Genomic DNA, 20600 nt, shown 5'->3' with positions numbered 1-20600 from the left:
CGCTCCACCTCACCCCGCGCTGCCGCCCCGGCGGCCGCGCTCACGACTTCCTGATCTCCAGGCGCACCTCGGTGCCCTCGCCCGGCGCGGTGCGGACGGTGGCCTTGCCGCCGTTGCGCTCCATACGTCCGATGATGGACCCTCGGACGCCCATCCGGTCCTCCGGGACCTGGTCGAGAACGAATCCCCTGCCCCGGTCGCGGACGAAGATGGCGATCTCGTCGCCCTCCACCTCCGCGTACACCGACACCGAGGGCGCCTCGGCGTACTTGGCGGCGTTCACCATCGCCTCCCGCGCGGCCTGCAGCGCGGCGCCGAGCCGGTCGTCCAGCGCCGTGTCGCCCACGCAGACGACCTCGATCGGGACGTTGTGGTCGTCCTCGACCTCTCCGGCCGCCTCCCGGATCGCGGCGGCGAACGTCTGGTCGGGGTCGGCGCGCGGCTGGTAGAGCCAGCTCCGCAGCGTCCGCTCCTGGGACCGGGCGAGCCGCTGCACCTCGCGGGTGTCGTGCGCGTTCCGCTGGATGAGGGTCAGCGTGTGCAGCACCGAGTCGTGGATGTGGGCGGCCAGCTCCGCGCGCTCCTGGGACCGGATCCGCTCGTGCCGTTCGGCGTCGAGGTCCTGCCAGAGCCGCACGACCCACGGCGTCACGATCACAGCGACCCCGGTCAGGATGATCAGCATGGCGATGAGGACGGACCGCGCCTGGTCGGCCTCCACCTTCTGCGCCACGAAACCGCCGATGCCGCCGACGACGAGGAGCAGGCCGAGCAGGCTGCGCAGCCACCTCTGGCGCAGCGGCAGCGTCCAGCGCTGCCGCTGGTCGCGGTCGGCCTGCTGCCACAGGATCGCGGCGCCGACGCCGCCGACGATGAACGGCCACAGCGCCCACCGGACGACCCCGGCCGCGCCCCACGGCAGCGCCGCCAGCCCGAACGCCACGGCCGCGTAGGCGAGCAGCTGGCCCCAGTCCCGGCCGCGCCGCCGCCCGGCCGCCTCGGCCGAGGACCTCTCCCGGACGGGGAGGAGGATCCAGAACGCGGCATAGGCGGCGAACCCGAGCCCGCTCGCCATCGTGAGCAGGACGAAGGCGCCTCGGACGAGGAACACGTCCACGCCGAGGTGCACGGCCAGCCCCCGGCCCACCCCGGCGACGAGCCGCCCCTCGGCCGCCCGTTCCAGCCGGGCCGGCCCGAGGGGGCTCGCGCCCGCCGGCCCCGGCGGCGCCGCCGGCCGTTCCGCCGTCTCCTGGCTCACCGCCGTCCTTCCCCAGGTTCTCCCACGTCACCGATCGTCACACGCCCGGACATGTTTCGCATCAGGGAACCACCCCGGGCCGGTCTCAGGGTCGGAATCAGGGACGACCCCGATACCGCGCGCCGCGCGGGGCAGGCGACCATGGCTGCCATGGGCGAGAAAGAGGGCCAGAACGAGGACCTGCACGGGCGCACCGGCGACGGGCCCGCCACTGGTGACCGCGGCGCGGCCGGTTACCGGCGGCTCTCGCGGGACGCCGAGCGGAAGGTGCTCGCCGGCGTGTGCACGGGGCTCGGCCGCTACACCGGCATCGACCCGGTCGTGTTCCGCGTCGGGTTGGCGGTCCTCGCGCTCGCGCACGGGCAGGGGATCTTCCTCTACATCGTGGCGGCGCTGCTGATGCCGGCGAGCCCGGGCGAGTCGTCGCTCGCCGAGCAGTGGCTCAAGCGGTGGTTCGACGGGCAGGCCGTCCTGACGATCCTCGGCGCGCTGCTGTGCGTGGGCGTCGCGTTCAGCCTCTTCGGCGGGGTCCCCACCGACGCCATCGCGCCTCTGGTGGTGGTCGGGCTGGTGCTGCTGGTCGCGCACTCCCGGGGCGTCGACCTGATCTCCGTGGCGCGGACCGTCCCCGAACGGATCACCGGGCACACGCCCGAGCCCTCCGCGAAGTGGGCGCGGGCCGAGACCGCGTCCGTCGGCGGCGTCTCGCTCGACAAGGACGTTCCTCCCCGCGAGCACGGCCCCCTCGGCGAGCACGGCCCCCTCGGCGAGCACGGGCCGCTCGGCGGGCCCGGGGCCTCCGGGCGGGGCGGGCTGCCCGAGGGCATGATCGATCTCGCCGCGTACTCGGCCGCGTGGACGGACGCGCCCGGCGCCGCGCCCGCGGCGCCGGCCCGGGAAGGCTGCGGCGGCCGGACGTCGCCGGTGGCGGCGATCACGCTACTCGCGGCCATGGGCGCCGGCGCGGCGCTGATCCCGATGGCCAAGGACCACCCCGCCCCGGACTCCTGGCTGATCGTCATGGCGCCCGCGCTCGCCGTCCTCGGGCTCGGCCTCGTCGTCGGCGGCTGGTTCCGGACGGGCGGCCTCGCCGCGGCCGGGACCGCCCTGACCCTCGCCATGCTGACCACCACGGTCGCGGGCGACGTCCCGCGCAACGCCGAGTACGGGGAGGTCGACTGGCGCCCGACCGACACCTCCCAGATCGGCCGGGTGTACAAGGTGGGCGTCGGGCAGGGCGACCTCGACCTCACCGCGCTGCCGGTCGCGGCCGGCCAGCGGGTCACGATCGACGCCGAGGTCGGGCTCGGCGGCCTGGAGGTCACGGTGCCGCCCACCGCCCGGGTGCTGGTGGACGCGCGGATCGGCCTCGGCGACGTGCGGATCGACCACCGGACGACGAGCGGGCCCGCCGCCAAGGTCATGCGGACCCTGGAGCCGGAGGTCGCGCACGCCGCGAACCCGCCGGTGATCGTCCTGCGGATCCGCGGCAAGCTCGGAGACGTGGACGTGCACCGTGTCTGAGATCCCGCGCGCCCGTGGGACGGGTTCCGGCGAGACAGGTCACAGCGAGTGAAGGCGGGCAGGGAGATGGCCGGTAAGAAGGCGGCGGGCGAGAAGCGGTTCCGGTTCGATCCGGCGGGGCCCGTGACGGGGCTGTTCTTCCTCGCCCTGGCGGGGCTGTTCCTCGCGGACGGCCTGACGGACGGGGACGTCCTGCCCGTGACGGCGATGGTCCCGGTCGTGCTGATCGGCCTGGGGCTGGTCGGGACCGTCCGGGTGCTGACCCGCTCGCGGCGCCGCCACCTGCGCTGACGCGCCGGCGCCGCGGCGCCGCTGTGACCCGTGCCGCACGGCCCGGGGCTTCCCCCCGGACGGCGAACGCCGAGTAATGTGACCTCGACGGCAGGTGACGGATCGAGGGCCGATGGCGGGGAAGGCCGGGACACCGGAGACGGGGTGCGCCGAGGCGCTGCCCGGATCCCGGTCCGCGCTGGACCCGCGCCGCGCCATCAAGCCGGGCCGCCACGGCCTCTCCCCCGAGACCGTCGCCGGGATCCAGCGGGAGCGGCTGATCGACGCGCTCGTCCACGTCGTCTCGGAGCGGGGCTTCGCGCACACGACGATCAGCGGGGTCACCGAGGGCGCGGGCGTCACGAAGAAGACGTTCTACGCGCACTTCTCCGACCTCGACGCGTGCTTCCTCGCCGCCTACCAGCGCGGCATGGACATCCTGCTCCGCCGGATGACCGAGGCCTACGAGGCCGCGCCGTCCTGGCCGGACGGCATCCACGCGGCGCTTCGCGCGCTCCTCGCCGCCCTCGCCCGCGAACCGCGGTTCGCGCGGGCGTCGCTGGTGGAGGTGAACGCGGCGGGGCCGCAGGTCAGGCAGGCGCGCCTCGACAATCTCACCCGGTTCCGCGCCTTCTTCACCGATCCGTCCCTGGCGCCCGTTCCGACCCCGGTGGTGGACGCGATCGTGGGCGGCATCTACAGCGCGATCCACGTCCAGATGGAGACGGGCGAGGCGGAGGAGCTTCCGTCGCTGCTGCCGTCCCTCACCTATTTCGCGCTGCTCCCCCTCGTCGGCCGCGAGGCCGCCTCCCCCTACCTGACCGGCGACCCCGGCTGACCTGGCCTGACCGGCGCCGTACGGGTTCCTGGCCGCCCCGGGCCCGGCGCGCCCCCTCCCCGGCCGGCCGCTGACCGGAAGCGGCCGGAGGCCCCCGTCCCCCTTGACGTGAAAAACCCACGGGTTTCTATTGGTGTGGATCTTGCGTGGGACCTCCGGGCGGTCCGGGCCGTCCCGCGCCGACCCCCGGTGCACGCGCGGCGGGCCTAATCCCCCGGGGCCCGCCGCGCGCTCTCTTTCCCTGGAGGACCCATGCGGCCGGCCGTGGCCACGCTGTGCCTGTCCCTCGCCGCGCTGCTCACCGCCTCGCTGGCCGGCTGCAGCGACTCGGGAGAGCCGGAGCCGGCGCGGTCCTCGCCGGCCGCGCCGGCGGCTCGTCCGACGCCGCCGGTGCTGAACGGGGTCCGGCCCGGCGCGGAGAAGAAGTCGCCGCTGGACGGCACCTGGACGGCGGGATCCGGTTCGCGGCGCGTGGCGCTCTTCCTCTACCGGGGCGCCGCCGCGCTGAACGCGCCGGGCTTCTGCACCGGCACCGTGGACGCGCAGGGCCGGATCAAGCTGAGCTGCGCGAACGGCTCCCGTGACCGGCTCGACGGGCGGGCCGCCCTGCGCTCGGGCGAGCTGGTGGTCACGTGGGCGGGAGGTCCCAAGGACGTCCTGCACCGGCGTGCAGGCTGACCGCGAACGCCGGACCCGGATTCGTCAGCGCGGGCGGGCCGCCGTGGACGCGGACCCGGTTGGCCCGGAGCGGACGCTCGGTGACGCCGCGCGCGGTGATCGTCACCTCGGCCAGCTCGCCCGCGATCAGGGTGCTGACCCGGGTGGGGATCGTCCCGCCGTGGCCGGGCGGCCAGGTCGTCAGCCAGGTCCGGCCGTCCAGCGGGACGTGCACCGGCCCGGCGGCGTCGAACCGGACGAGGCGCCACCACTCGCCGGGACGTCCGGCGAGGTCGCCGACGCGGGCGGCGAGCTGCCCGACGGTCGCGGGACGGACGGCGGTGGCGCGGCCGTGCGGATCGTCCTGGCCGCGCATGGCGAGGTCGGGAACCACGGAAAGGTCCATGGGAAGTCCTTCGTGCAGGTGTGCCGGCTGGGAAGGGGACCGTCAGCGAGAGCGACGATCACCCGGAAGGGGGATCAGCGACAACACGAAGGACACAGCGCGCTGGCCACGCGACCCAGGGCCACGGGGCTGTCGGTCTGCACGCGCTTCGTCACGCACACAAGGAGACACTCGGTAACCGAAGCTTGTCAAGCTGATCACTCGGAGTCGACCGGAATCTTCCCGGCGAGGGCCCTCGCGGCGCCTCGACGGGCCTCGCCCCGCGCCGCCGGCTCAGCGGCTGAGGAACACGTAAACGACCCACGTGAGCACCAGGGTCACGAGCAGCGACCCCAGGCAACCCAGGCGGGAAGAGAAAAAGAAGAACATAGGCGGCCCCTACCCCGGAAACGCCAAATATCCCCTGCTCAGAACGGTGACGCCCGCCCCGAACGGCGTCCGCGCGGCCGAGGCCCGGGCTGCCTCCCGCTCCTGAGGGACGGGTCGTGAATGGCTCCGGCCGATCGACCGTCGTCGCTGGTGAACGGCAGAAATCCAGCAATCACGTGTTTTCGCCCAAAAACCGGAGAAAGTGGGGTTGTTCCCATTACGGTCGGCCCGGAGCCGCTGACGGAACGGATCAGGCTCCCGACCGATCGGACACTCCGACGCTGCGGAGAAGCAACGTGACCCCCCAGACCGAAACAGACACCGCGGAAGCGACTCACATGGACGAGGTGGACGTCAATCCCGACGTCCACCGGGCCACCGAACCCGACGAGGAGCAGATCCTCCGGGAGCTGTACGGCGAGCCCGACGCCGACGGCATCTTCCGCGGACAGGGCGCGGCCCTCCTGGACGAGACCCAGCAGGACGGGACCGAGCAGGAGGACCCGTCATGAGCGCCGCGGGAATGATCGCCGAGGCCCGCAAGTCGCTCGGGATGGCGGGACGCCCGAACACCATCACCCGGGAGTACGCCTCCAGGCACGGAAGCGAGTTCCTCAAGGCGTCCTGGTGCGACATGGCCATCACCTACTGGGCGCGGCACAGCGGCAACGCGGGCGCCGTCCTGCCCGGCGGGGACCGCGCCTACACCGTGTGGCACGCGCAGGACTTCCAGAAGGCCGGGCGCTGGCACAGCGGGACCACCGCGAGCGTCAACCAGGCCAAGCCCGGCGACATCGTGTTCTTCGACTGGGGCGCCACCAACAGCATCGGCGCGATCGACCATGTCGGCGTCGTCGAGAAAGTCCTCGGCGGCGGGCGGCTGCAGACGATCGAGGGCAACACGAGCGACTCGGTGAGGCGCCGCGTCAGGGACTCCAGTGTCATCGCTGGTTATGGACGGCCCGCCTACGGCGGGGGCAACTGGACGGAGGACATGGTGAAGAAGCTGCCGCAGCTGAACAAGGGCGACTCCGGCGAGCACGTGGAGACCCTGCAGGGGCTGCTGCTGGCGCGCAGCCACCCCGAGGTGAGCATGACCGGCAAGTTCGACGACGAGACCGAGAAGGCCGTGAAGGCCGTGCAGCGGTGGGGCGGCGTCGACGACGACGGGGTCGTCGGGCCGAAGACCTGGCCGGTTCTGCTCCGCGTGCACTAGCGGCCATGAGAACCCCAGACGTCGGTAAATAAGCGACGCCGGGGACTAGTACGGCATTCAACCCCGGCATAGGTTCGGAGGGTCGCCTTCCACGGAGGTGGCCCCGATGACGTGGCCGGATCAGCGCGCTCCTCCCAGGGACGTCTCTCTCGCTGTCCACCCCGAGACGTCCCTGGGAGAAACCGCATGCCACGTATCCGTGTGGAGGTCGACGGAGCGACGTACGAAGACGACGTCGAGCCGCGCCTCCTTCTCGTCCAATATCTGCGCGAACGGCTGGGAAAGGTCGGGACCCCGGTCGGGTGCGACACCAGCAACTGCGGAGCCTGCACCGTCCTGATGGACGGGATGAGCGTGAAGAGCTGCTCCGTGCTCGCCGTCCAGGCGGACGGCCATGACGTGACGACCGTCGAGGGGCTCGGCGTCGACGGCGAGACGCACCCGATGCAGCGGGCCTTCCACGAGGAGCACGCGCTGCAGTGCGGCTACTGCACGCCCGGCATGATCATGGCGTCGCTCGACCTGCTGAGGGAGAATCCCGACCCGTCCGAGGACGAGGTGCGGGAGGGGCTCGAAGGGAACCTGTGCAGGTGCACCGGTTACCAGAACATCGTCAAGGCCGTGCGGCGGGCGGCGAGCGACATGCGCGAGCCCGGCCGGCAGGAGGTGACGCCGTGACCGTGCAGGAGGTCGGCTCCCCGCGCAAACGGTCGGAGGACGCGCGGCTCATCACGGGCCGGACGCGGTGGACCGACAACATGACCCCGGCGGGGACGCTGCACGTGGCGTTCCTGCGCAGCCCGTTCGCGCACGCCCGGATCACCGGGGTCGACACCGCGCCCGCGAAGGAGCGTCCCGGCGTCGTCGCCGTGTTCAGCGGCCGGGATTTCGCCGCGGAACAGGGTTCGCTGCCCTGCGCGTGGGTCGTGACCGAGGACATGAAGCATCCGGCCCACCCGCCCATGGCGGTGGACGAGGTCCGCTACGTCGGCGAGCCCGTCGCATGCGTCGTGGCCCGCGACAAGGCCGCGGCCATCGACGCCCTGGAGGAGATAGACGTCGACTACGAGCCGCTGTCCGCCGTCGTGGACATGGAGGCGGCCCTAGCCGACGGCGCCGATCTGGTGCACGAGGACCTCGGCACGAACAAGTCCTACACGTGGGTGTTCGAGAACGGGGATCTCGACGCGGCGATGCGGGACGCGCCGGTCGTGCTGGAGCGCCGCTTCGTCCAGCAGAGGCTCATCCCGACGGCCATGGAGCCGCGGTCGGTGCTGTGCGTCCCCGAGGGGGACGAGTTCACGCTGTACTCGGCCACGCAGATCCCGCACATCCTGCGGTTGATGCTGGCCACGGTCACCGAGATCCCCGAGCACCGGATCCGGGTCGTCGCGCCGGACGTCGGCGGCGGCTTCGGCTCCAAGCTGCAGGTGTACGGGGAGGAGGTCCTCGCGCTCCTGCTCGCCCGCAGGCTGGGCCGTCCGGTCAAGTGGACGGAGACCCGCAGCGAGGGCAACATGACCGTCCACCACGGCCGCGACCAGATCCAGCGGCTCACGCTCGCCGCCGAGCGCGACGGCCGGATCCGCGGTCTGAAGGTCGAACTGCTGGCCGACATGGGCGCGTACCTGATGCTGGTCACCCCCGGCATCCCGCTGCTGGGCGCGTTCATGTTCAACGGCATCTACAAGATGGACGCGCTGTCGTTCACCTGCACGGGGGTCTTCACCACCAAGACGCCCACGGACGCCTACCGGGGTGCGGGCCGCCCGGAGGCCACCTTCGGCATCGAGCGGATGATGGACGAGCTGGCCCACGAACTGGGCATCGACCCCATCGAGGTACGGCGCCGCAACTGGATCGCGCACGAGGAGTTCCCGTACGAGACGATCGCGGGCCTCACGTACGACACGGGCAACTACGAGGCGGCGACCGACAAGGCGCTGGAGCTGTTCGAGTACGACAAGCTCCGTGCGGAGCAGGCGGACAGGCGGGAACGGCGCGATCCGGTGCAGCTGGGCATCGGGGTCTCGACGTTCACGGAGATGTGCGGTCTCGCCCCGTCCCGGGTCCTCGGGTCGCTGTCGTACGGTGCCGGCGGCTGGGAGCACGCGTCGGTGCGGGTGCTGCCGTCCGGCAAGGTCGAGGTGGTCACCGGCTCGTCCCCGCACGGGCAGGGCCACGCGACGGCGTGGGCGCAGATCACCGCCGACCGGCTCGGCGTGCCGTTCGAGGACGTGAAGGTCCTGCACGGCGACACCGCCATCTCGCCCAAGGGAATGGACACCTACGGGTCCCGTTCCCTGGCCGTGGGAGGGGTCGCGCTGTTCTCCGCCTGCGAGAAGGTGGTGGACAAGGCCCGCAAGGTGGCCGCGCATCTGCTGGAGGCGTCCGAGCAGGATCTGGAGTTCTCCGGTGGGCGGTTCAGCGTCCGCGGCGTCCAGGAGGAGGGCAGGACGATCCAGGAGGTGGCGCTGGCCGCGTTCGCCGCGCACGACCTGCCGGACGGCATCGAACCGTCTCTGGACTCCGACGCCACGTTCGACCCGGAGAACTTCTCCTTCCCGCACGGCACGCACCTGTGCGCGGCCGAGGTCGACACCGAGACCGGGATGGTGAAGCTCCGCAAGTACGTGGCGGTGGACGACGTGGGCAAGGTCGTGAATCCGCTCATCGTGGAGGGGCAGGTCCACGGCGGGCTCGCGCAGGGCATCGCCCAGGCGCTCTACGAGGAGGCCGTGTACGACGCGGACGGCAACCTGACGACGACCACGATGGCCGACTACCTGGTCCCGTCCGCCGCGGACCTGCCGACGTTCACGACGGACCGCACCGAGACGCCAGCGACGTCCAACCCGATGGGGGTGAAGGGCGTCGGCGAGGCCGGAACGATCGCCTCGACCCCCGCGGTCGTCAACGCGATCGTGGACGCGCTGCGCCCCTACGGGGTGCACGACGTGCGGATGCCGTGCACGCCGGAACGCGTGTGGCGCGCGATGCGCGCGGAGGAGAAGCCGGCGGCCGCGGAACCGGGCGCGGGCGGCGGACTCGGCTCGGCCGGAGGTGACCAGTGATACCCGCGACGTTCGACTACGTCCGTCCCGCGTCGGTGGACGACGCCGTCCAGGTGCTGGCCGACGCGGGCGAGGACGCCAAGGTGCTGGCGGGAGGGCAGAGCCTGATGCCGCTGCTGCGGCTGCGGCTCGCCTACCCCGACGCGCTGATCGACCTGGGCCGGCTCGGCGCGCTCCGGGAGATCCGCGACGAGGGGGACTCGCTGTTCATCGGCGCCATGGCGACGCACCACCAGGTGATCCGCGATCCGCTGGTGCGCGAGCACGTCCCGCTGATCGTGCAGGCGACGGAGACCGTCGCCGACCCGGCGGTCCGGCACCGCGGCACCTTCGGCGGGTCGCTCGCCCACGCGGACCCGGCGGGCGACCTGCCCGCCGTGGCGCTCGCGCTGGACGCGGTGTTCCTCGTCCGGTCCTCGCGCGGCGAGAGGGAGATCCCCGCGTCGGAGTTCTTCGTCGACTGGATGACGTCGGCGATGGAGCCGGACGAGCTGCTCGTGGGCGTGCGCGTGCCGAAACTGGGTGCGGGCTGGGGCGTGCACTACGAGAAGTTCCACCGGACCGCGCAGGCATGGGCGATCGTCGCGGTGGCGTGCGCCGTCCACCGCAACGGTGACGGCATCGAGGAGGCGCGCGTCGCGCTGACGAACATGGGCCCGGCGCCGGTCAGGGCGAGCGCGGTGGAGACCGCCGTGAGAGGGGGGCCGGCGTCGGAGGACGCGTTCCGGACCGCCGCGGCGCAGGCCGCGGCGGGCACGGAGCCGCCCACCGACCTGCACGGGTCGTCGGAGTACCGGGCCCACCTGGCGACGGTGCTGACGGCGCGCGCGCTGGCGGCCGCCGCGGGCTGACCCGCCCGCGCGGCGGGAGCACGCGGCCGGGCGCCGTCGCCCCGGCGTCCGGCCGCGTGCGTTCCGGCGCCCCGGGTTCCCCGTGCCGCATGATCACTGCTGGGCGGGGTACACCGGGGTGCCTGAGGCGTACCGAGGTGCCCGGGGCCCCACTGGCGACGCGACGGGCGGCCGCCGTAGGGTCGGGGCGAGGACTCCGGACGATAAGGACACTGATCATGGAGCTCGACCACGATTTCACCGTCCCCGTGCCGGTGGATCAGGCCTGGTCGGTGCTGCTCGACGTGGAGCGCGTCGCGGCCTGCATGCCGGGCGCGACGCTCGACTCGATCGACGGCGAGGAGTACTCGGGCCGGATGAAGGTGAAGGTCGGCGCGATGACCATCACCTACCGCGGCACCGCGCGGATCGTCTCGGCGGACGAGTCGTCCCGCGTCGTCACGATGGAGGCGTCCGCCAAGGAGGCCCGCGGGTCGGGGACGGCGGCGGCGACCGTGCAGGCGCGGCTGCACGGGGAGGACGGCGCCACCCGCGTGAGCGTCCACACCAAGCTGAACGTGACGGGCCGCCCGGCGCAGTTCGGCCGCAACATCCTGTCCGAGGTCGGCTCCAAGATCATCGCCCGGTTCGCGAAGCAGCTGGCCGCCGAGCTGGAGGCCCCCGGGGAGGCCGCCGCCGAGACCCCGGCCGCCCCGTCCGCTCCTGCGGAGAAGCCGGCCGAGGCCACCGCCGACACGCCGGCCACCGCTGCCGTGGCGCCCACGGACGCGCCCTCCGCCACCCCGGAGAGCACTGAGAAGGCCGCCGAACCGGAGCTGGAGGCGGAGACGGGCGTGGCCCCCGCGACGCCGGAGCAGCCCGCCGCCGAGCCCGCGCCCGTCCGGGCGGAGCCCAAGGAGCCTCTGTCGCCGCCCGCCGCGGCCGGAGGAGACGAGGGCGGGCGCGTGCGGCGCCTGGAGGACAGGCGGCAGGCGGAGGAGGACGACGCGATCGACCTGCTGGAGTTCGCGGGCCCGTCGATCGCCAAGCGGGCCGTTCCCGCGGTCGGCGCCCTGGTCGCCGTCCTCCTGATCGTCCGCTTCCTCGTGCGGCGCCGCCGGAAGCGCTGATCGCGGGAGGCGCTCGCCGGCGCGCACGTCCGGGGCGGGGTCAAACCGGCGTCAACGATCCGTGCGCGGGCGGCGGCGTCGATGGAACGCGCCGCCGCCGGTGCGGTCGGCTTGTCCGGTGGACACCACCGAGCTCCAGCGGATCGCGCGGATCGAGAACGACAACTGGTGGTACCGCGAGCGCCGCGAGATCCTGTCCGCGGAACTGCTGCGGTTCAGCGTGCCCGGGACGGCCGTCGACATCGGCGCCGCGTCCGGGGCGGCCTGCCGCGTCCTGGCCGACCACGGCTGGAGCGCCACCGCGATCGATCTGAGCCCGGACGCCGTCGCGCTGGCCCGCGCCTACGGCGTCGAGGCCTACGAGGGCGACGCGCGTTACCTGCCGCTGCCGCCATGCGGGTTCGACCTGGCGCTGGCTCTCGACGTGCTCGAACATGTCGAGGACGACGGGCGAGCGGCCGCGGAGGTCGTGCGGGTGCTGCGGCCGGGTGGGACGGCATTGGTGTCCGTGCCCTGCGACATGGCTCTGTGGTCGGCGCAGGACGTGGCTCTCGGACGTGTCCGCCGCTACTCTCGCCGCACTCTGGCCGAACTGCTGGAGGGCGCCGGGCTCGTGCTGGAACGCGTGTGGAGCAGGGGCGTTCTGCACCGCCCGCTCCTGCGTCTGCTGAGGAACCGGACGGTGCGGCGCGAGGACCTGGCTCCGCTGCATCCGCTGGCCAACGAGGCGCTGCGCCTGTCCGCCTCGCTGGAGCGGCGCCTGCCGGTCGCCTCGTGGCCCGGCGTCTGGCTGTTCGCACGGGCCCGCCGTCCGGGCTGAACGGCGGGCCCCTCCCTGCCGTCAGGCCTTGCCGAAGACGCGGTCCACCACCCTGGACGCGGCCTGGCCGTCGTCGTGCGGGCAGTACTTCACGAAGAAGCGGTCGTAGGCGTCGGCGTAGCGCTGCTCGCTCGCGGACGCCGCCCTGACCGCCTCGGCGACCTCCGCCGACGTCCGTACGACCGGGCCGGGCGCTTCGGCCTCCAGGTCGAAGTAGAAGCCGCGCACGTGGTCGCGGTACCAGTCCAGGTCGTAGGTGTAGAGGACGATGGGGCGGCCCAGGATGGCGTAGTCGAACATGGCGGACGAGTAGTCCGTGACGAGCACGTCAGCGGCCATGTACAGCTCGGCGATGTCGGGATACCGGGACACATCGATGACGAAGGGGCCAGCGTCGCCGCCGGCGAGCCGGCCCGCAGCGATCCGGTCCCGGTCGGTGATGAAGTGGTGCGTCCGCAGGAGGAGGACGTGGTCGTCGCCCAGGGCCTGGCGCATGGTCTCAACGTCCAGCTCCAGCGAGAAACCCTGCTTGCCTTCTGCGTGATGCCGGTCGTCCCGCCATGTCGGCGCGTAGAGGACGACTTTCTTGCCCTGCGGGATCCCCAGGCGCTTCCGGACGCGGGTTCCGATGCGTTCCCACTCGGGCGTGCTGAGGATGTCGTTGCGCGGGAACCCCGTCTCCAGGACCTCGCCCTCGTACCGGAAGGCCCGCCGCATGACCTGGGTGGCGTACGGGCTGGAGGACAGCAGGAGATCCCATCGCGGCACCTCCTCCTCCATCCAGTCCAGCCGCTCGGTGCGCTGGTACGGCATGTCCTGGAGGTCGTAGGCGAGGCGCTTCAACGGGGTGCCGTGCCACGTCTGGAGGTAGACCTGACCTGTCCGCTTGAAGAACCAGGGCGGCATCGCGTGGTTGGCGACGACGTACCGGGCGTGCGCGAGGACGCGGTAGTGCTCGCGGCTCCCCGCCAGGACGGTCGTGGCCTTTCCGTCCACCGCGAACTGGCCGTCCTGGGAGACCCACACGCATTCCAGGTCGGCGTCACGGCGGATGAGCTCCTCATAGACGGCCCTCGGGCTGCAGCTGTACTGGGAGCCGTTGTAGCTGCTGAACAGCACCATGTCGGCCAGAGGGTTCCGCAGGTAGACGGTGTAGTCCCTCTGCTGGAGAAGGGTCTGCGCGTGTCCGCCGCGCTCGTCGTCCTCCAGGGAGACGCGGCTGTGCAGTATCAGCGCGTCGATCTGGTGGACGCCGAGCTCGAATTCGTGCGTGCCCGCGCGATGACGGTCGGGCAGGTCGGGGATGGCCTCGCGTTCGACGACGACGGCCACCTCTCCCGATCGCGTGGGCGCCACCAGGTCCCAGGTACCGCTGCTCAGCGGCAGGTCCGTCCCGAACACCGACACCGTCGCGGGGAGGAACGCGGCGGTGAACCGGTCTCCCTCCCAGGTGACGGGGACGCGGTGCTCGTCGCCGGACCGGCGCCGCCGGAGGACGAAGCGGTCGGGGCGGTGTTCCGGGTCGGCGAAGTCGCCTCTCAGCGTGAGCAGTCCGTTGGCGTCCCATGCGGCGCCCGTGACGACCGGGCGGAAGCTGCGCTCGACTCCGCGCAGGTTGCCGAACGCGGTGCGGCTGACGGCGAACTCCCGGCCGCGCCCCACGCTCTCCGGCAGGGCGAAGCGGGCGGGCTTGACGTTGCTCGCGACGGTGAGCCGCAGCGGGCCGCCTTCGCCCGTCAACCGAATGTCCCAGTCGATGACGTCGCGCAGGTGCGTGCCGTACGGGACGGTGTTCGGCGCGCTGTTCGGCGCGCTGTTCGGCACGGACGCCAGGTACTTCAGGGGCAGCCTCGCCGTGAAGTCGAACCCGGTGCCCTCCGCCATCCGCAGGACGGCCGCCTGCCGCAGCGTCACCTCCCCGCGGACCTCGGCTCCCCCGTGCCGCCGGACCGCGACCATCGCGGCTCCGGCACCGAGCGCGCGCCGCGTCCAGCCGGACAGCACCAGCGCGTCGCCGTCGAGGCCGAGCCTGGTGAGGACGGCCTTGGCCCGCTTCACGTGAACGACGAACACGTCGTCGTCGCCCGCCGCCGGTTGGACGGCCACGTGCTCGTCCACCTGCCGCGGCGACGTCCACCTGACGGCGGGAGCCATCGCGGTCAGCCGCTGCACCGCCCTGCGCCCGGCCGTCGTCACCTCGGCGAACAGCTCGTAGGTGGCCGTCCGCCACTCGTCGTTGTCCAGCAGGTACTCGGGCTCCACCCGTACCGTGAAGCCCGACCAGTCGAGGGAGACGTTCGCCTGCCCTGAGCGCGCCGTGACCTCCGGGACGTAGCGGCGCTCCACCGGCAGCCGGATCTCCTTGCCGGTCCGCACGTCGCGCATCCACACGCGGATCCGGGAATCGGTCACCGACGCCACGGCGAACCGGTCGAAGCAGGCGTGCCCCTCGACGATGAGGGTGTCGACGTCCCACTCCACACGGTCGACGTCCGCCCACAGCGCCAGCTCGTCGGTGACGTCGTACACGTCCTCCGGGACGCCCCGCTCGGCGTCGTCGAAGAAGGGGTAGCGGGCGTACCAGCGCTGCCGGAGACGGCCGCGCGACACCAGCGGGACGCCCCGCAGGCCGCCCTCCTCGAAGCGCAGCACCTCCAGCAGTTCGGGCAGCATGCGCTCGCCGAGCAGGTACGTCTCCAGCCGCCTGATCGCCTCAAGCCCGGCCGTGGCGCGGCGCCCGGCGACGGCGACGACCTCCGCGCCCAGTTCGACCAGGTGTTCGCGCTCCTCCCAGGTGGCCGCGGGCAGGGCGAGCATCAGTTCGCGCACGTCCAGGTCGAGCGCGTACATGTCGTGGACGGTCAGAAGGTCCGGCGCTTGCGTACGGACGAATTCCCGCGTCTTCGCGAGGGTCGCCATGCGCGCGGTGATGTCGGCTGGGTCGGGGCGCGTGCGCAAGCCCGTTCCGGGACGGTCCCGCCAGAAATAGACGGTCGCGTCCAGCACGTCCACGGCGGAGGCCAGCACGTGGCTCTGCACGGCGATGAGGAGGTCACCGCTGGTTCCGAACTCGAAGCCGTACGCGTCCCAGAACGAGCGCCGGTAGACCTTGTTCCACACAGTCCTGTCTTGCAGGAGGGCGGGATGGCGGGTCACGTGCGTGGACAACACGGTCTCCGCGTAGGGGTCGCTGTGGAGCGGCGACTGCCACGCCTGTTCCTCGTCCAGGCACATGACGTTTCCGCCCGCGAGGTCCGAACCGGTGTTGTCCAGGGTCCCGACCAGCAGTTCGTAGGCGTAGGGCGGCACTGTGTCCTCACCGTCGGCGAAGGTGAGGTAGCGGCCTTTCGCCTGCTCGACGCCCGCGTCGGCCGCCGCCGTGCCGGGGGCGGGCTGCAGCAGGGCGAAACGGTCGTCGCGGCCCGCGAACTCCTTGGCGACGGCAGCGTCGTCGGCCGCGGCGTCCTTCGCGGCACTGCCGTAGTCCGGACCGTCCTCCACCATGAGCACCTGGATGTCGCGCAGCGTCTGCCCCGCGATCGACTCCAGGCACTCCGCCAGGCGGCCGCCGGTGCTGCGGATGGGGACGACGATGCTGATCTGCGGGGACACGAGCGGCTCCGTACTGGGCTTTCGGGGATTCGTGGGCTTGCGGGGCTTCAGCGGAGGACCCGGTCGAGCACGCGGGCGCCCGCGTGGCCGTCGTCGTGCGGGCAGTACCGGGCGGCGAAGGCGGCGCGCGCGTCCCGGAACCCGGTCTCCAGCGCGGCGGGCTCGCGGAGGGCCTCGACGACGTCCTGCGTGGTGGCGAGCAGCGGCCCCGGCGCCTCCGCGTCGAAGTCGAAGTAAAAGCCGCGCACGTGGTCGCGGTAGCGCTCCAGGTCGTAGGTGAAGAACACCATCGGGCGGCCGGTGACGGCGAAGTCGAACATGGACGACGAGTAGTCGGTCACGAGCACGTCGCTGATGAGGAACAGCTCCGAGATGTCGGGGTAGACCGAGACGTCCATGACGCAGTCGCCCGGCCGCAGCCTCGGGCGGTCGGTGACGAGGTAGTGCGTCCGCAGGAGCAGGACGTGGTCGCGGCCCAGCGCGGCCCGGAACCTGTCGATCTCGAATTCGAGGCGGAACGCGCGCTTGCCGATCGCGTGGTGGAAATCGTCCCGCCAGGTCGGTGCGTACAGGACGACCCGCTTGCCCTCCGGGATGCCGAGCCGCCGCCGCACCGCCGCGGCGATCTCGTCGCGGTGCGGGCTGCTCAGCACGTCGTTGCGGGGGTAGCCGCTTTCGAGGACGTCCCCGGTGTAGCCGAACGCGCGCCGGAACAGCGGCACGGAGAACGCGTTCTGGGCGAGCAGGAGGTCCCACTGAGGGACGTCGTGCTCCATCCAGTCCACGCCCTCGGTGCGCTTGAAGGGCATCTGCTTGACGTCGTACCCGAGCTTCTTCAGGGGCGTCCCGTGCCAGCACTGCACGTAGGTCTGGTCCTCGCGTTTGGTGAACCATTCCTGCTGCGACCAGTTGCCGAAGATGTAGCGCGCGCGGGCGAGCGCCTCGTAGTGCTCCCGCGTCCCGGCCAGAACGGTGCGGGCGCCGGAAGGCTTGCCGAACTGTCCGTTCTCGGTGACCCACACGCATTCCAGGTCGGTCTCGCGGCGCCGCAGCGCGTCATAGATGCCGCGCGGGTTGCACGAGTACTGGCGCCCCTTGTACGCGTCGAACACGGCGAGTTCACGGACGGGCAGGTTCAGGTGGCGCCGGTAGTGCCCGGACCGGATGCGGCTCTGCGCGTAGGCTCCGCGCTCGTCGTCGTCCAAGGCCGTCTCGACGCGCAACTGCAACTGGTCGGTCTTCTGGGCCCGGACGGTGATCCGGTGCAGGCCCGCTTCGAACGGCTCCGGCAGGTCGCGGAGGCTGTGGCGGCGGACGACCACCGGCCGCTCCTCCCCGCCGACGGTGGCGAGGGCGTCCCAGCGGCCGGAGACCAGCGGGCGCGACAGCCCGAGCACCGGCATGCGCGCGGGCGAGAACACTGCGGTGAACCGGTCGTCCTCCCAGTGCAGCCTGACGGCGTGCTCCTCGCTCGACCGCCGCCGCCGCAGGACCAGCGAGTCGGGCCGCCCGATCCGCTCCGAGCACGTGCCCGCCAGGCGCAGGGCGCCCTCGGGCGACCACGACACCTCCTCGACGGCGAGGACGCGCCCGCGGGAGACGATCCTCAGCGTGCCGCGCCGCGTCCTGGCGATCTCCAGTTCCCCGCCGGGGACGGAGAAGGCGGCGCCCGCGGCGTCCTCGTCCAGGTACGGGCGGATCCCCTCCGACAGGGCGATCTCCCAGTCGCCCTGCCGCCGGGCCAGCCCGGCGACCGGCAGCCGCGCCCGGAACCCGTCGGCGCCGACCGGCTCGACCGGGCCGAGCACCGTGGCCCGCCCCGTCCTCGGGGTGGCGGTGACGCGCGGCTCGTCCCCGAGCGGGACGCGGCTCCAGCCGTCCAGCCACAGCTCGCCGCCCTCCAGGTGGCAGCCGACGACCGCCGCCGGCGTGCGGCGCACCTGGATCACGAAGCGGTTCCGGCCCGCGACGCCCTGGACGAGCACGCCCGGCGCGCACTCCCTGTCCCGCGGCCACTGCCGCCCGGTGAGCCGCGGGCCGGTGAACGTCGACCGGCGCCGCAGCCCCCGGTTGACGATCTCGACGCACGGCACCCAGTCGACGTCCCGCCAGCGCCCGAACATCCGCAGCGCGGACGGGTCGATCTCCGCGACGAAGCCGGACCAGTCGTAGGAGACGTTCGACTGCCGCGACCCGGCGGTCACGTCCGGCCTGCGGACCCTCCGGACCGGGACGCGCACGAGGCCCCGCTTGTTGGCCGCCACCAGCCAGAGCCGGATCCGGGACCCGTCCTCGCTGGAGGCGTCCAGATGCCGGACGTAGGCGTGGCCCTCCAGGCGCAGCAGCCCGTCCGCCCAGGTGGCCCGGTCGATCGCCGCGACCGGCCTGAGCTCGTCGGTCACGTCGTACACGTGCGCGGGGACGCCCCGGTCCTCGTCCTCGAAGAACGGGTACTCGGCGTACCAGCGGTGCCGCAGGCCGCGCCGCACGCGCGGCGCGTCCGCCGCCTTGCGCAGCTGGACGAAGCGCAGCACCTCCAGGAGTTCCGGCAGCATCCGCCGGCACAGCAGGTGCAGTTGCAGACGCGTCATCGCGGGCTGCCGCTTGAGGACGCGCGCGTTCACCCGCCGTGCCAGGGCCGCCCCCATGGCCACGAGTTCCCCGCGGTTCTCGTCCTGCGTCCTCGGGAGGGCCTCGAACAGGACGCGAAGCTCGATCGGGATCAGCACGTGCTCGTCGTAGGCGTTCAGGAGCTGCGGGGCGTAGTCGGCCAGACCGTCCCGGACGACCCGGGCGGAGCGCATGCGCTGGCTGAAGTTGTCCCAGTCGTAGCGGTCCTCTGTGATGGACCCGGGACGTCTGCGCCAGAAGTAGACCGTCTCGCTGAGGATGTCGACGGAACGGGCCAGGGCGTGCGCGCGCGCCGTGACAGGCGGGTCCTCGTAGTAGCCCGGGGGGAACTCCAGACCGGTCCGGTTCCAGAACGCCCGCCGGTACACCTTGTTCCACGGCGTCCGGTCGCGCATGAGCATCGGCATGGACGACACATGCGTCTTCGAACGGGACTGCGTGAACAGGCCGTCGTGCAGGTGCGACTGCCAGGTCCGGTCGTCGTCCATCCGCTGGACGTTGCCGGACGCCAGGTCCGACCCGGTCCGCTCAAGGGACGCGACCAGCCGCGCGTACGCCTCGCGCTCCACGACGTCGTCGGCGTCGGCGAACGCCAGGTACTCGCCCCTCGCCTGCCGCACCCCCGCGTTGCGGGCGGGCCCCGGCCCCTCGTTCTCCCGGGTGAGGAGCCGGAACCGCGGGTCGCGGCCGCACATGTCCTTGGCGATCACGGCGCCGTTGTCAGTGGACCCGTCGTCCACCATGATCACTTCAAGGTCGCCCAGCGTCTGGCCCGCCAGCGATTCCAGGCACTCCTGGAGGTACTCCTCGGTGTTGTGGAACGGCACGACCACGCTGAGCTTCGGGGACATGGGGCCTCCTCCTCGCCCCCGAGCATGGTGACGTCACGCCGCCGCACGAACGCGCATCGCGATTGCGAGGCCGTCCCCTGACGCAGACTTGACCTCGCCTGGCCGCGGCTTGACCTGGGCGTTAACCCGAAGGATCAGAGCCGGGGATCAGGCGGGGCGGATGCCGGGGGCCGCGCCCGGCCCCGCCGTGCCCGACTCCGCCGCGGCCGACTCGGAGAGGGCGGCGCGGACGCTCGCGGCGAGCGCCTCGAACTCGTCCGCGCGCGGCGACGTCGACCGGAAGCCCAGGCCGACGCGGCGGAACGGCGCCGGGGCCGCGAACCGGTGCAGGCCGAGGTTCGGCGCCCGGCGGGTCTCCACGGGCAGCGCCGTCTCGGGGACGAGCGTCACCCCGAGGCCGCCCGACACGAGCTGGACCAGCGTCGCCAGGCTCGTGGCGTACGTCGCCGCGGCGGCGCGCGCCCCCACCTCCCGGCAGACGTCCAGCGCCTGGTCGCGCAGGCAGTGGCCCTCGTTCAGCAGGAGGACGTCGAGGTCGTTGAGCGCCTCCCGCGCGACCCCGGTCGCTCCCAGCTCGAACCCGGCGGGCGCGACGAGCACGAAGTCCTCGTCGTACAGCGGCAGCTCCGTCACGCCCGACGCGGGCACGGGAAGCGCCAGCAGCACCACGTCCAGGCGTCCCGCGAGCAGTTCCGCGACGATGTGGCCGGTCTGCTCCTCGTGGACGGACAGTTCCAGGTCGGGGAACTCCTTGGCGAGCCGAGGAAGGACGACCGGCAGCAGGTACGGCGCGACGGTCGGGATGACGCCCACCCTGAGCGGCCCGACGAGCATCCCCCGGACGGCCTGGACCTCCTCGACCAGCCGGTCGAGTTCCGCCAGGACGGTCTCGGCCCGCCGCGCGACCCGCTCCCCCGCGGGAGTCAGCAGGACCTTGCGCGTCGTCCGCTCGACGAGCTGCGTCCCGAGGCCCTCCTCCAGCGCCGCCACGGCCCCGGACAGGGCGGGCTGGCTCATGCGGAGAGCGGCGGCGGCGTCGCGGAAATGCAGGTACTCCGCCAATGCCAGGAACGCCCGCAACTGGGCCACCGTCGGTCTGCTGATCCCCATCCTG

The 20600-nt window shown here is 72.6% G+C and carries 16 protein-coding genes; 11 read left to right on the top strand and 5 right to left on the bottom strand.

Annotated elements, in window-relative coordinates; genetic code table 11:
• Positions 1 to 40: 40 nt before the first annotated feature.
• Complete coding sequence (locus ABD944_RS15075; RefSeq protein WP_378187473.1) at positions 41 to 1258, bottom strand: ATP-binding protein; 1218 nt, start codon at positions 1256 to 1258, stop codon at positions 41 to 43.
• A gap of 150 nt (positions 1259 to 1408) precedes the next feature.
• Between ABD944_RS15075 and ABD944_RS15070 the strand changes: the two genes are divergently transcribed.
• The 4 genes from ABD944_RS15070 (at position 1409) to ABD944_RS15055 (ending at position 4568) form a co-directional block, all read left to right on the top strand.
• Positions 1409 to 2782 carry a PspC domain-containing protein gene (locus ABD944_RS15070; protein WP_345176596.1) on the top strand — a complete coding sequence of 458 codons (1374 nt, stop codon included), beginning with the start codon at positions 1409 to 1411 and terminating at the stop codon, positions 2780 to 2782.
• 66 nt (positions 2783 to 2848) lie between these two features.
• Entirely contained in the window at positions 2849 to 3073 is a 225-nt protein-coding gene (locus tag ABD944_RS15065; RefSeq protein ID WP_345176594.1) for a hypothetical protein, read from the top strand.
• A gap of 112 nt (positions 3074 to 3185) precedes the next feature.
• Complete coding sequence (locus ABD944_RS15060; protein ID WP_345176591.1) at positions 3186 to 3890, top strand: TetR/AcrR family transcriptional regulator; 705 nt, start codon at positions 3186 to 3188, stop codon at positions 3888 to 3890.
• A gap of 252 nt (positions 3891 to 4142) precedes the next feature.
• Complete coding sequence (locus ABD944_RS15055; RefSeq protein ID WP_345176589.1) at positions 4143 to 4568, top strand: hypothetical protein; 426 nt, start codon at positions 4143 to 4145, stop codon at positions 4566 to 4568.
• Here the strand turns inward: ABD944_RS15055 and ABD944_RS15050 are convergent.
• The gene (locus ABD944_RS15050; RefSeq protein ID WP_345176587.1) at positions 4519 to 4953 is read right to left on the bottom strand and encodes a cysteine dioxygenase; all 435 of its coding nucleotides are present in this window, start codon (positions 4951 to 4953) and stop codon (positions 4519 to 4521) included. The two genes, ABD944_RS15055 and ABD944_RS15050, sit on opposite strands and share 50 nt — an antisense overlap.
• A 707-nt stretch (positions 4954 to 5660) precedes the next feature.
• Here ABD944_RS15050 and ABD944_RS15045 point away from each other — a divergent pair.
• The 7 genes from ABD944_RS15045 (at position 5661) to ABD944_RS15015 (ending at position 12392) form a co-directional block, all read left to right on the top strand.
• Positions 5661 to 5834, top strand: a complete 174-nt coding sequence (locus ABD944_RS15045) for a hypothetical protein (RefSeq protein WP_345176585.1) — start codon at positions 5661 to 5663, stop codon at positions 5832 to 5834.
• Positions 5831 to 6538: a peptidoglycan-binding protein gene (locus ABD944_RS15040; protein WP_345176582.1), complete on the top strand. Its 708-nt coding sequence runs from the start codon at positions 5831 to 5833 to the stop codon at positions 6536 to 6538. Before ABD944_RS15045 ends, ABD944_RS15040 begins: the two co-directional genes overlap by 4 nt.
• A gap of 186 nt (positions 6539 to 6724) precedes the next feature.
• Positions 6725 to 7216, top strand: a complete 492-nt coding sequence (locus ABD944_RS15035) for a (2Fe-2S)-binding protein (RefSeq protein WP_345176581.1) — start codon at positions 6725 to 6727, stop codon at positions 7214 to 7216.
• Positions 7213 to 9612, top strand: a complete 2400-nt coding sequence (locus tag ABD944_RS15030) for a xanthine dehydrogenase family protein molybdopterin-binding subunit (RefSeq protein WP_345176578.1) — start codon at positions 7213 to 7215, stop codon at positions 9610 to 9612. Before ABD944_RS15035 ends, ABD944_RS15030 begins: the two co-directional genes overlap by 4 nt.
• Positions 9609 to 10463: an FAD binding domain-containing protein gene (locus ABD944_RS15025; protein WP_345176576.1), complete on the top strand. Its 855-nt coding sequence runs from the start codon at positions 9609 to 9611 to the stop codon at positions 10461 to 10463. The genes ABD944_RS15030 and ABD944_RS15025 overlap by 4 nt, the downstream gene beginning before the upstream one ends.
• 218 nt (positions 10464 to 10681) lie before the next feature.
• On the top strand, positions 10682 to 11572 hold the full coding sequence (locus tag ABD944_RS15020; RefSeq protein ID WP_345176573.1) for an SRPBCC family protein: 891 nt from the start codon (positions 10682 to 10684) through the stop codon (positions 11570 to 11572).
• A gap of 118 nt (positions 11573 to 11690) precedes the next feature.
• Positions 11691 to 12392, top strand: coding sequence for a class I SAM-dependent methyltransferase (locus ABD944_RS15015; protein ID WP_345176570.1), 702 nt, complete (start codon positions 11691 to 11693; stop codon positions 12390 to 12392).
• Positions 12393 to 12413: 21 nt separating this feature from the next.
• Here ABD944_RS15015 and ABD944_RS15010 read toward each other — a convergent pair whose 3' ends face one another.
• From ABD944_RS15010 to ABD944_RS15000, 3 genes are all read right to left on the bottom strand, one after another.
• On the bottom strand, positions 12414 to 16004 hold the full coding sequence (locus ABD944_RS15010; protein ID WP_345176569.1) for a bifunctional glycosyltransferase/CDP-glycerol:glycerophosphate glycerophosphotransferase: 3591 nt from the start codon (positions 16002 to 16004) through the stop codon (positions 12414 to 12416).
• 47 nt (positions 16005 to 16051) lie between these two features.
• Complete coding sequence (locus tag ABD944_RS15005) at positions 16052 to 19486, bottom strand: bifunctional glycosyltransferase/CDP-glycerol:glycerophosphate glycerophosphotransferase (RefSeq protein ID WP_345176566.1); 3435 nt, start codon at positions 19484 to 19486, stop codon at positions 16052 to 16054.
• A 147-nt stretch (positions 19487 to 19633) separates the two neighbouring features.
• Positions 19634 to 20596, bottom strand: a complete 963-nt coding sequence (locus ABD944_RS15000; protein WP_345176563.1) for a LysR substrate-binding domain-containing protein — start codon at positions 20594 to 20596, stop codon at positions 19634 to 19636.
• Positions 20597 to 20600: the final 4 nt, after the last annotated feature.

Source organism: Actinomadura verrucosospora (genome assembly GCF_039540335.1).
Taxonomy (GTDB): domain Bacteria; phylum Actinomycetota; class Actinomycetes; order Streptosporangiales; family Streptosporangiaceae; genus Spirillospora; species Spirillospora verrucosospora.
Note: the sequence above shows the minus strand (reverse complement) of the source record. Positions and strands in the feature narration are given on the sequence as shown.